At 61.8% G+C, this 11535-nt stretch carries 11 protein-coding genes and 1 tRNA gene; 4 read left to right on the forward strand and 8 right to left on the reverse strand.

Annotation, left to right across the window (positions count from 1 at the left end):
* Window positions 1-35 precede the first annotated feature (35 nt).
* Window positions 36-2921 (reverse strand): M16 family metallopeptidase, encoded by a 2886-nt coding sequence (locus ACI2I1_RS07045; RefSeq protein WP_404678537.1) that lies wholly within the window; start codon window positions 2919-2921, stop codon window positions 36-38.
* 169 nt (window positions 2922-3090) lie between these two features.
* Between ACI2I1_RS07045 and ACI2I1_RS07050 the strand changes: the two genes are divergently transcribed.
* The gene (locus ACI2I1_RS07050) at window positions 3091-3972 is read left to right on the forward strand and encodes a diacylglycerol/lipid kinase family protein (protein ID WP_404678538.1); all 882 of its coding nucleotides are present in this window, start codon (window positions 3091-3093) and stop codon (window positions 3970-3972) included.
* Here ACI2I1_RS07050 and purC read toward each other — a convergent pair whose 3' ends face one another.
* Window positions 3973-4779, reverse strand: coding sequence for a phosphoribosylaminoimidazolesuccinocarboxamide synthase (gene purC, locus ACI2I1_RS07055; RefSeq protein WP_221542036.1), 807 nt, complete (start codon window positions 4777-4779; stop codon window positions 3973-3975).
* Window positions 4780-4924: 145 nt separating this feature from the next.
* On the opposite strand from purC, the gene ACI2I1_RS07060 reads away from it, so the two are divergent.
* Genes ACI2I1_RS07060 through ACI2I1_RS07070 form a run of 3 tightly spaced genes read left to right on the forward strand, consistent with a single transcriptional unit; the run spans window position 4925 to window position 7940 of the window.
* Window positions 4925-6070 (forward strand): 8-amino-7-oxononanoate synthase, encoded by a 1146-nt coding sequence (locus ACI2I1_RS07060; RefSeq protein WP_404678539.1) that lies wholly within the window; start codon window positions 4925-4927, stop codon window positions 6068-6070.
* A complete protein-coding gene (gene bioD, locus ACI2I1_RS07065; protein WP_404678540.1) occupies window positions 6067-6687 on the forward strand; it encodes a dethiobiotin synthase in 621 nt (206 codons plus the stop codon). The genes ACI2I1_RS07060 and bioD overlap by 4 nt, the downstream gene beginning before the upstream one ends.
* Complete coding sequence (locus ACI2I1_RS07070) at window positions 6684-7940, forward strand: adenosylmethionine--8-amino-7-oxononanoate transaminase (RefSeq protein WP_404678541.1); 1257 nt, start codon at window positions 6684-6686, stop codon at window positions 7938-7940. Before bioD ends, ACI2I1_RS07070 begins: the two co-directional genes overlap by 4 nt.
* Here the strand turns inward: ACI2I1_RS07070 and ACI2I1_RS07075 are convergent.
* The 6 genes from ACI2I1_RS07075 to infA all read right to left on the reverse strand — a co-directional run bounded on the left by ACI2I1_RS07075 (window position 7937) and on the right by infA (window position 11523).
* The gene (locus ACI2I1_RS07075; protein ID WP_404678542.1) at window positions 7937-9253 is read right to left on the reverse strand and encodes a cation:proton antiporter; all 1317 of its coding nucleotides are present in this window, start codon (window positions 9251-9253) and stop codon (window positions 7937-7939) included. The two genes, ACI2I1_RS07070 and ACI2I1_RS07075, sit on opposite strands and share 4 nt — an antisense overlap.
* 141 nt (window positions 9254-9394) lie before the next feature.
* Window positions 9395-9470, reverse strand: a tRNA-Phe gene (locus tag ACI2I1_RS07080).
* A gap of 88 nt (window positions 9471-9558) precedes the next feature.
* Window positions 9559-9738, reverse strand: coding sequence for a DNA gyrase inhibitor YacG (locus ACI2I1_RS07085; protein WP_221542032.1), 180 nt, complete (start codon window positions 9736-9738; stop codon window positions 9559-9561).
* Complete coding sequence (locus ACI2I1_RS07090) at window positions 9731-10690, reverse strand: ribonuclease (RefSeq protein ID WP_404678543.1); 960 nt, start codon at window positions 10688-10690, stop codon at window positions 9731-9733. The genes ACI2I1_RS07085 and ACI2I1_RS07090 overlap by 8 nt, the downstream gene beginning before the upstream one ends.
* The gene (locus tag ACI2I1_RS07095; protein ID WP_404678544.1) at window positions 10683-11258 is read right to left on the reverse strand and encodes a Maf family protein; all 576 of its coding nucleotides are present in this window, start codon (window positions 11256-11258) and stop codon (window positions 10683-10685) included. The genes ACI2I1_RS07090 and ACI2I1_RS07095 overlap by 8 nt, the downstream gene beginning before the upstream one ends.
* 19 nt (window positions 11259-11277) lie before the next feature.
* Window positions 11278-11523, reverse strand: coding sequence for a translation initiation factor IF-1 (gene infA, locus ACI2I1_RS07100; protein WP_007163491.1), 246 nt, complete (start codon window positions 11521-11523; stop codon window positions 11278-11280).
* Window positions 11524-11535: the final 12 nt, after the last annotated feature.

Genomic DNA, 11535 nt, shown 5'->3' on the forward strand with positions numbered 1-11535 from the left:
GATTTCCTCGTGGCCCTTTTCATTTCTGTAAGCCTTTACTCGCCTTCTACCAGCGAGTCATGCACGATACGGATTCGCAAGGCCTGCGCCGGATCGAGATAACGCTGGGCTGCCTGCTGCAGCATCTGCGGCGTCACCGCATTATAACGCTCTTCCTGCGTCCGAATTCGATCGAGCCGCCCAGAATCCAACTGCGCATCGTCCGCTACGCCGAGCCACCACCCATTGTTCTTTCTCGCCTGGGCGATCTGCTCGAGCAGCGGTTTGCGCGCCCGGTCGAGAGTATCGGCATCGACCGGCGCAGAACGAAGCTTGTCAGCCAACTGATCTACGACACCGAAGACCTCATCCGCTTGTGAGGGTTCGACGATCACCGAGGTCGAGAAGGTGCCGTACCCATCGTAGATGTCGGACATCGATGATCCCGCGCTGGGAGAATAGGATGCGCCAAGCTGTTCGCGGATGGTGTCGGTCATTTCCAGGCGCATGACGCGGGCTAGCAGTTCCAGCGTCGCTTCTTCCTGAGCATCGCCGTCATCGGTGGTGGGCCAATAGGTCTGGGCTAGAGCCTGGTCCGTTGCACCGGCGTGAGTCAGTACCCGCTCGCTACGGTCGCTCGTGAAGGCAGCTTTCCGGCGTTCTGCGTGCACTTCGACTTGTGTCGCACGTGGGGGCAAGCTGCCGAAGGTGGAAGCGACGGCGGCGATGGCCTGGTCTACATCGAATTCACCAACCACTGCGATTTCGATGGGCGCAGTCGCGAACTCGTCGGCGATGAGCGCGCGGGCGCGATTTGCGCTGACCGCTTCCAGTTCGGCCTCACTAGGAAAAGCAAAACGTGGATTGTTGCCGCTTACGACCTCGCCTGCCTTGAATTGAGCTACGGCCTGCGGGGTTGAATCGATTTGCGCCATGAAGGGCGGGATCAGGCCGCGCCATTGGCTGACCATTTCCGGACGAAGGCCGGGATCGGTGAGGTAAGCCATGCTCAGCTTCATCTGCGCGGGCAGGTCAGCCATGGTCCCGGCGCCCGTGACGACGAATTTATCTTCGGCGACGTTGAACCCGTAGGTCAAGCTCTGGCCTGCAAATATCTGGCGCAGCTCGTCGAAGCTGTGCTGGCCAAGTCCGCCCTGGGCGCTGAGATTGGACAGCAGAATAGCTTCGGATAGATCCTCGTCCGGGAACGCGAGCTGGCCCGAGCCCACGCGGATCGAATAGCGCAATTTGTCGTCTTCGAAACTGGTCTGTTTGAGGTTCAACAGGACATTGTTCGCAAAACGAATGGTGCGGATGCCCAGATCTTCGACGATCGTATCGGAAACTATTGCCGCACTTTCTCCTGAAGGCGCGTAGGCGAATTCCACGAGCCCGCTGTCTTCAGGCGCTGCGACGGGCACCTCACTCGACCGGTCGTAAGCGGCAAGAATGGTGGCTTCGGCATCCGCGATCGGCTCCTTCGTGGAGACGTGGATCAACGGGTCGCTCAGCCTGTAATGCTGCGCCAGCGCTGCACTGACGGCTTCTGCGGTGAGCCCGGGTTTCAACTGCTCGAACAGGGAATAATACGTGCTCGGCTTGACGAAGAGTTCCTCGGCGCGGGACGTTGCCAGAATGGTGTCCGCGAACTGCTGGTTCGATCGGGTGCCTTCCTGCGCGGCTCCATCGCGAAGTGCCTTTTCCAGATTGGCCAGCTGCTCGGTCAATTCGGCGGAGGTAACTCCATATTGTACCGCCCGCCGCCATTCCTGTTCGGCAGTCCCGAGTGCCTGCTCCCATTCGCCATCCTTCGCCTGTACTTGCATGGAAGCTTGGCGATTGATGTCGAAAAAGTCGCTGGCACTTGTGTTGCCGCTGACGATAGGGGCGTCCTCGCTCGTGGCGATTTTCTGAAGGCGACGGTTGAGGATCATTGTGCCGAGATTTACGAGCAGCTGCTGGCGCAGTTCGGCGACGGTGTCTTCGCGTTTCTGATAAGGCGCGAAGCGATCGATCGTTACGATGTATGGAACATCCGGGTCGACGAAATTTCCTGCCGCTCTGCCGCGACGGATATCGACCAATCCTTTGTCCACCTGGCTGATTGCGGCCGAAGGTGCCTGCCAGCTGGAAAATTTCTCTACGATCTTGGCTTCGATTGTCGCTGGGTCGACATCTCCCACCACGACGAGAGTGGCATTGTCGGGCCGATAATAGCGGCGATAGAGGTCCCGTACGACCGAGCCGGGAGCTGCATCTATATTCTGGACCGTCCCGTCTGCCCGGAACCGCTTTGCATACAGCGTATCCGGCGAGACGAAGTTGAAATAGTCCTTGAACCTGCGGATCTGGAAATTGTTACGGGTGCGTGTTTCCGACTGAATGATACCTCGCTCGCGATCGACCGCTTCATCCGTGATCGTCAGCTCTGACGCGGTTTCGCGCATCAGCATCAGGGCCGTATCGACGAGCTCGTCATCCACGCGGGGCAGATCGAGCTTGTAGATCGTGTCCTCGAAGTTGGTCGTAGCATTGGTATCTGCCCCGAAGGCGAGCCCAAGCCGCTCAAGCAGCTTGATCATTTCGCCCTCGGGCACGTTGGTCGAACCGTTGAAGGCCATATGCTCTACTACATGGGCGAGGCCCAATTCCGCTTCACGCTCGTCAATCCAGCCCACATCGAAACCGAACCGAACGACGGCAGTGTCTTCCGGCGTTTCATTGTGGGCGATCGCATATTTCATGCCGTTGGGCAGCATGCCGAAGCGGACGTCGGCGTCGGCGGTGATGTCGTAAACGGGTATGCCCCAGGCCGTTTGACCCGAAGGTGCGGAGACCACCCTGGTCGCGACCTCTGTCTCTTGGGCAAATAAAGCTGCCGGGACAGCCAGTGCAAGAAGCGGCAGCACTGCCAATGTACGGGTAACATTCTTATGTTTCATGAAAAGATCCCCATCTCTACTGCCAGGTGGCAGCCTCATCCAGAGACCTTGGTAGTACAGTTGGCGATGGGATTGAAAGGGCAAATATCTCCTTTGTTTCCGTACTTTTTCTGCTGCGGAGACCCATTATGTTGGTTGCTCAGGCTGCAATGGCGGCTAGGAGCATTCGGTGACCAAACTGGATCTCGTCTTTAACCCCGTATCCGGCAGCTTCAGCCAATCCATTTGCGACAAGCTGCAGGTCGCGCTCCAGCAGGCAGGGTTTGAAGTTTGTGCCTTGCCCACCACCGCCGATGGCGCGGTCCTGTCTGGAACGGCCGACCTCGTGTGCGTTCACGGCGGAGACGGAACACTGCGCGACACCGTCCAGGCATTGGGTTCAGGCGCGGGGCAGATCCCTCTCGCCATCGCACCGTCCGGCACCATCAATTTGGTGGCACGCGAATTGTCCTATCCGCGCGATCCGCTAGCGTTTGCGAAAAAGTTGGCTGAAGCTTGGGCGCGGGGACCGGAAAGCTGGATCGAAGCTCCGCTCTATCGGCTTGGCGACATGCCGATTGTCTCATGCCTCTCCATCGGTCCCGACAGCCACGCGGTTGCGCGGGTGTCGGGCGCGCTGAAAAAGCGGATCGGGCGCTACGCCTATGTTGCCGCGATGATGCAGCAATTACGCGAATGGCCACGGGCGCCGATGCGCATCCGCGGCACGACGACGAAAGGCGAGCAATTCGAGGACGAGGCGGAAGCGGTTATCGTCTCGAATGCAGCCCTGTACGCGGGTCCATTCCGCCTCAGCCCCGAAGCGGCGCTTCACGCAGATTCGGTTGAACTCATCACCGTTGGCAAAGGCACCCGCCTGCGCATTATGGCCCTCAGCCTTGCAGCCATGATGGGCCTGCCGGTGGAGCGGTTCGCCAAGGCACGCGTCCGCTCCTGCCACCGGATCGAATTCGACCGCTGTGTTGCCCCGGTGCAGGTCGATGGCGACCACATGCCCGACTGCGCCTATGCAATCGCGCCGAGCGGCCTGACCTTGCGATACGTGGTTTAGTTACTTCTTCGCTGGCTTGGCGGGGCTGCGCAGCCGGCCGCGGTGGGCGTTCATGTCGAGAACTTCGCCGGGGCCGTTATCCTCGTTCTGCAGCAGGCCGAGACGCCGGGCGACTTCCTGATAGGCTTCGCTTTCGCCGCCCATGTCCCGGCGGAAACGGTCCTTGTCGAGCTTCTCGCCGGTGTTGATATCCCACAAGCGGCAGCCATCCGGGCTGATCTCGTCGGCCAGAATGGTGCGGCTGTAATCGCCGTCCCAGATCCGCCCGAATTCCAGTTTGAAGTCCACCAGTCTGATGTCGATGGCAGCGAACATGCCACACAGGAAATCGTTGATACGGATGGCCATGGAGGACATGTCCTGCATCTCTTCATGGCTGCACCAGTTGAAGCAGGCAATTTCCTCTTCCGAGACCTTGGGATCGCCCAGAGCATCGTCCTTGAGGCAATATTCGATCAGCGTATGGGGAAGAAGCTCGCCTTCCTCGACGCCGAGCCGCTTGCTGAGCGAACCGGCGGCGACATTGCGGACCACCACTTCAAGCGGGATGATCTCCACCTGGCGGACCAATTGTTCGCGCATGTTGAGGCGGCGAATGAAGTGGGTCGGGATGCCGATGTGCGAAAGGCGGGTGAAGACATATTCGCTGATGCGATTGTTGATCACGCCCTTGCCATTGATCGTGCCTTTCTTTTCGGCATTGAAGGCGGTGGCATCATCCTTGAAATACTGGATGATCGTGCCCGGCTCAGGACCTTCGTAAAGAATCTTGGCCTTGCCTTCGTAGATCTGGCGGCGACGTGCCATGCGTGTGTTCCCTCGCTGGAAAAGCCTTCTCGCAGCTACAGAATCGCCCCTCGCAATCCTGAGCCGTAACGTGGGCGCGGCCATACAGAGCGTGAGCGGCGAAAGCAATTGCAGGCGCGGCATGACAGCGTTAGCGGGACCGCACATGGAAAAGGCAGAAACACTGCGCGATCCCTTTGCACATTTGGCGGGAGATCTGGACGGGTTGCGGGAAAATTCCCGCCTGCGATCGCTTGCTCCGCAAACCGGCATCGATTTCTCTTCGAACGACTATCTGGGGTTGGCGGATAGCGCGCGGTTGAAGGCAGCGGCGGAGAGCGCCATCGCGCGCGGCGTTCCCGTTGGATCCGGCGGGTCACGGCTGTTGCGGGGCAATCATCTGGAGCATGAAAAGCTCGAAGCGGAAGCAGCTGCGTTTTTCGGCTGTGAAAGCACGCTTTTCATGGCCAGCGGATATGCCGCGAATAGTGCGCTTCTTTCGACCCTGCCTCAGCGCGGGGACATCATTTTTTTCGACGAATTGATCCACGCCAGCGCTCATGAAGGCATGCGTTTCGCCAGGGCAGAAACCCGCGCCATCGCGCATAACGACGTCGACGCCTTCGCTGACGCGCTCGCCGGGTGGAGAGGTGACCATGCGCAAGGCACCCCGTGGATCGCGGTCGAGACGCTCTACAGCATGGACGGCGACCGTGCGCCGCTCGAGCATTTGCTGGCGCTCGCCGATCGCTACGACGCGGTCCTTTATGCCGATGATGCGCACGCCACCGGTGTTTGGGGCGACGGGGGCAGGGGACTGGCCTCGATTCTTGATGGCCGCGAAAACACGATCGTGCTGCGGACCTGCGGCAAGGCGCTGGGATGCGAGGGCGCGCTTCTTTCCGGGCCTCGCATCATGCGGGATCATCTGGTCAACCGCGCCCGCAATTTCATTTTTTCAACTGCGCCGTCCCCGCTGATGGCTGCCTGCGTGAGAGAAGCCTTGTCGTCGGTTGCCGACGGGCCGCACCGGCGGGAGGAACTGGCCCGCCTGGTGGACTATGCGGGAAAGCGCCTTGCTCCTTTCGGTGTAGCGTTGACCGGATCGCAGATCATGCCGCTGGTGCTGGGCGGGGAAGCGCGCACGATGACCGTGGCAAAAACCCTACAAGCGCGCGGTTTCGATATTCGTGGCATTCGCCCGCCGACGGTGCCGCACGGTAGCAGCCGCCTGCGCATTTCGCTTACCCTGAATGTCGAGCGGGAAGAGGTCGACGCGCTGGCAGGCGCACTTGAAGAGATAATTTCATGAGCGCTTATGTCGTCACCGGTACCGATACAGAAATCGGCAAGACGGTGTTTTCTGCCGCGCTGACACAGGCGCTGGGCGCGCACTACTGGAAGCCGGTGCAGGCGGGGCTCGATGAGGGCGGTGATCTGTCGCGCGTCGCGGAGCTTGCATCGCTTGAGCCGGAGCGGATCATCGCGGAGGCCTATCGGCTGAAAACACCTTGTTCGCCGCATCTCGCAGCCGAGATTGACGGCGTGACCATAGCGCCAGACCGGCTGACCCTTCCGCCCCAACGCCCCCTCGTCGTGGAAGGGGCGGGGGGCCCACTTGTCCCGCTGGGGGGGGATGTATTGTACGCCGATATCTTCGCTCAGTGGGATCTTCCGGTGATCGTGGTCGCTCGCACGGCTCTTGGAACGATAAACCATTCGCTGCTGACGTTGGAGGCACTGCGAGCCCGCGGTGTGAAAGTGCACGGCATCGCTTTTGTCGGCGACCCGGTGGAGGATAGCGAGGCCACCATTTGCCGCTTGGGCAATGTTCGCCGACTTGGGCGCTTGCCGCTTATCCCGCAACTGGACGCAGCATCTCTCGCAGCCGCTTTCGCCGCTAATTTCGACCTCTCGGATTTCATATGACCCAGTCATCTGTCTGGCATCCCTTCACGCAGCACGGTCTTGGCGACCCTATTCCGCTGATCGAGCGTGCCGACGGTGCCGTGCTCTATACTGCCGACAACCGCCGCATCGTGGATGCCATCTCGAGCTGGTGGGTGACGACGCACGGCCACTGCCATCCCCGTATTGCCGCGGCGATCGCGGAGCAGGCCGGAAAGCTCGATCAGATGATCTTCGCCGGCTGGACGCATGAACCGGCGGAACAGCTGGCGCGCGAATTGCGTAGGATCCTGCCGGACCAAGTCAGCCGCGTGTTCTTCTCCGACAGCGGCTCCACCGCGGTGGAAGTCGCCCTGAAGATGGCGCTGGGCTTCTGGAAGCATCAGGGGGAAGAGCGTAGCCGTATCGTCGTGATGGAGCATTCCTATCATGGCGACACGATCGGCGCGATGTCGGTCGGCGCGCGAGGCGTGTTCAATGCCGCCTATGCCCCCATGCTGTTCGACGTGGGCCGCGTGCCCTTCCCCGGGGACGACCCGCAGCCGACTTACGATGCACTGGAACGGGAATGTGCCGGCGGAGCGGCGGCTTTCATCGTCGAGCCTCTGGTTCTGGGGGCGGGCGGCATGCTTATGTATTCTCCATCCGTCCTCGCCGAGATGCGCCGCATCTGCGCACGGTACGACACTCTCTTCATCGCCGATGAAGTCATGACGGCATGGGGCCGGACGGGTACGCTGACCGCGTGCGAGCAAGCAGATGTCGTGCCCGACATGATGTGTCTTTCAAAGGGTCTGACTGGCGGTTCGATGCCGCTGGCCGTGACCATGGCGAGCGAGCCGATCTGGGCGGCGCATTATTCGACCGACAGGACACGCACTTTCTATCATTCCTCCAGTTATACGGCGAATCCGATCGCCTGCGCCGCCGCGAATGCCAATCTGGCAATCTGGCGCGAAGAGCCGGTTATGAAACGCATTGACGGCCTCTGCGCGCGGCAGGAAGCGCACCTCTCCGCGCTGTCGGGGCATCCGGCGGTTCGCAATGGGCGCCGCTGCGGAACGATCGCTGCACTTGAGCTGGGCGATGCGGCGGGCAGCTATCTTTCCGATCTAGGGCCGCGCCTGCTGCGCCGCTTTCGCGAGGCCGATCTGCTGCTGCGCCCGCTTGGCAACACGGTCTACGTCATGCCCCCCTATTGCATCGACGATGCCGATCTCGACCGGGTGTGGTCGGAAATCGGTGCAGCTGCCGACGATCTTGTGGCAGCCTAATGGATGGACGGGGCGGTGGAGCTTCCATCGCCCTCGACCGCCGGAGCCTTGCCGTCCTTGAGTTTGTCGATGAGCATGCCCAGCGTGGCGCGCTGCACGAGGACGCTGAACAGCACGGCTGCAAAAGTCCCGGCCAGGATGAAGTCGCGCGTCTCCCCGGGAGGTAGCGACAGGGCGAGGGCGACGGAAATGCCCCCGCGCAGTCCGCCCCACCACAGCACGCGGCCAGCGCCCTTGTCCTGCAGCCGGGCGGCAGGAATTGTCTTTGTCGACACGAAGATTCCGATGGCGCGGGCAATCAGCGTCAGCGGGATAGCAATCAGGCCGAACAGCAGGACTTCTCCGGTGATCGTCAGCACGATCATCTCCAGTCCGATAAGCAGGAACAGGACCGAGTTGAGCAATTCGTCCACCAGTTCCCAGAACTTGATCACGTAATCGCGCGTCACATCGCTCATCGCATAGGTCACGCCCTGGTTGCCGATCAGCAAGCCGGCAACCGCCATGGCCAGCGGGCCCGAGATGTGGAGCTGGCTGCACAGGGCATACCCGCCCATGACAATGGCGAGAGTGATCAGCACTTCCAGCGTGTATTCATCCATTCCAGCGAGCGCGCGGTAGCCGAAATAGCCTGCGACGAGGCCGACGAGGATGCCCCCGCCCGCTTCGATCGCGAACAGACGCGCGCCTTCCGAGAGGGAGAATTCGTTGCCGCTGACTGCGGCGCCGAGAAGGATGATGAACACGACGATGCCCACACCGTCGTTGAACAGGCTTTCTCCTGCCACGGCGCTTTGCAGGGACTGCGGGACGTTCTCTTCCCTCAGGACGCCAAGCACCGATACCGGGTCCGTCGGTGCGATGAGCGCGCCGAACACGAAATACCAGATCGGGGCGAAGGAAAGGCCGAGCATGGAGCCAACGCCCCATGTCGCCGCACCGACGAGCACGGTGGAGATCATTACGCCGACCGTGGAAAGCAGCAGCACCGGCAGCCAGGCCGTCTTCAAGCGGTCCAGATCGACGTGCAGCGCCCCGGCGAAGAGCAGGAAGCTGAGCATGCCCTGCAGCAGCGTCTCGGTGAAATTCATCTGCTGAAGAACTTCGGTCACCTGATCGTAGAGCGTTACTCCGGGGATCAGGGCGTCGGCCACCATGAGCCCGATCGCCGCCAGCGCGCCCATCACCGTCAATCCGATGACATGCGGCAGCTTGATGAAATGGTGGTTGAACCATCCCAGCAGCGCGGAAGCCACCACCAGCAAAGCTGCGATATCGAAGGCGGAGAGCATGGTTGCGGTTTCTTCGTGCATCCCTACGGGATAGCGCGGACATCGCGTTACGGGAAGCGCGCCGGTGGACTCTGGCTCGTGCGGTGCTCGATACGATCGCAAAGCAAGGTCCGCATCAAGCGGCGGCGATCAGAATCGACGGTATCGATAATGGCGGGGAAGTGGTGCCCGGGGACGGATTCGAACCGCCGACACTGCGATTTTCAGTCGCATGCTCTACCAACTGAGCTACCCGGGCTTGCCGTCGCTGAGAGCTCTCGAAAGGCTCACCAGCGGTTGGAGTGGGCGCCTATGGCGAAGGCGCGCGTGCTTGGCAAGGGCCTAATTCAATCGTCTTGTGGCTTCACCACTTCCGCAGCGATTTCTTCGGGCAGGGCCGCGCGTCCGGGAAGCGCATAACCGTCGCCGAACCACTGGGCGAGATCGCGGTCGCGGCAGCGGGTGGAGCAGAAGGGCTTGTGCTCTTCCACGCGGGGTTTCTTGCAGATCGGGCAGACTTTATTCATGGCCCACGATCTGGGCAGCCGCCGCTTCGATGGCAAGGCCGGGATCGGTTTCTATCCGCAGCGGCCTGCCGGTGCGCCGTTCCACTTCGCTGAGCCATTCCGGGCGGAGCTTTGCCTTCAGCGCCGGGTGCACGGTGAGCAGGGTCACGCCAGCACCGTCCACCATTTCCGCGCGGCGCAGCGCCATGCGGGCGGCCATGCCCACGCGCGAGGTGGCGAAGCGGTGAAGCAGCGATGGCCCTTCCAGCCGTGCGACCAATTGCACGAAGCCGAAACCGTTCATGGCGGTGCGTTCGTGCGACCAGTCGCCGAGCGCTTCTCCCATTGCGGTGTCCACGGCCTTGCGGTCGGCCTTCGCCTCCAGAGTCGGAAAATCGATCCCGATTGATCCCCCAAGGTCGAATTCGCCCAGCGAGCGCGCCAGCGGTCCGGTTGCAGCAAGGGCCAGCACGCGCGAATCGAGAGCCCCGTCTATGTCGATCAGCGTCATCGCAGGCGTCACGGCAAACAGCAGCGATCCGCCATCGAATGCCACCTCGCCCGAACTCGCGGCCTGCCACACCTCTTCCCACATGCCGGGCGGGAAGCGGTGCACGCGTTTGCCGGTCTCGATCGGATCGGCGACGGGCGTTTGCTGAGAGGCCATGCGGGCCGAGGGCAGTTTGTAGCGTCCGCGTTCGGCGAGCGCGGCGCGGGTCACCACCAGAGCCAGCTCGCTGCCCTCAGACACCTCGCGGGGCAGCCGGTCGACGAGCAGTTCGCGGCCCTCGGCTGTCATGGCAGTCCCGCGGGCACCGCGTTTGCTGACAAGTTTCGCAGTCAGCTCCTGACCCCGATAGAGCTCGCCCGGCCAGCGCAGTTTCGCGGCTAACACCGTGTCCCTGTCGATCAGCAGCGCGCGGGTCTCTCCCACGCCGTCTTCGACGACCCATTCGGGCCTTGTCTCAGGCAATTTCGAATCCGGCCGCCTTCAGCAGCAGGCGCGTTTCGTAAAGCGGCAGGCCCACGACGCCCGAGTGGCTGCCTTGGATGCGGCTGATGAGCCCTTCGGCAATTCCCTGAATGGCATAGCCGCCGGCTTTCCCGTCCCACTCGCCGCTTTCCATATAGGCGTCGATCTCGTCGGTGGAGAGCCGCTTGAACATCACGATGGTTTCGCTCAGCCGTTCGCGCAGCGTGCCATCCGGAGCGCGCAGGGCTATGGCGGAAAGCACCCGGTGCCTGCGCCCTGAAAGAAGCGCCAGACATTCGCGCGCCGTCGCCTCGTCCTCGGCCTTGGGCAGGATACGGCGTCCGGCGCACACGACCGTATCGCCGGCGAGAACGAAGCCATCGCTACTGGCGGCGGCTTCAGCCTTTTCGCGCGCCATGCGTCTGGCATAGACGCGCGGAAGCTCGCCCTTGGCGGGCGTTTCGTCGATATCGGCAGGATTGATGGCATCCGGCACGATGCCGAGCCGCGCGATCAATTCGCGGCGGCGCGGGCTGGCGGATGCAAGAATGAGAGTGGGCTGGCCCAATCTGACTTACTGCAGAATGTTACTGGGGGCCGGGTCCGCCGCGTCCCGGCATGAAGCGGTAGGTGATGCGCGCCTTGGTCAGATCGTAAGGCGTCAGTTCACACAGCACTTCGTCACCCACCAGCACGCGGATGCGGTTCTTGCGCATCTTGCCGGCAGTGTGGCCGAGAACTTCGTGGCCGTTCTCGAGCTCGACGCGGAACATGGCGTTGGGCAACAGTTCCACAACGCGCCCGCGCATTTCGAGAAGTTCTTCTTTGGCCATTCGTGTCCTTAA

This window comes from Qipengyuania sp. NPDC077563, assembly GCF_044901345.1.
In the GTDB taxonomy this organism is placed as follows: domain Bacteria; phylum Pseudomonadota; class Alphaproteobacteria; order Sphingomonadales; family Sphingomonadaceae; genus Qipengyuania; species Qipengyuania aestuarii.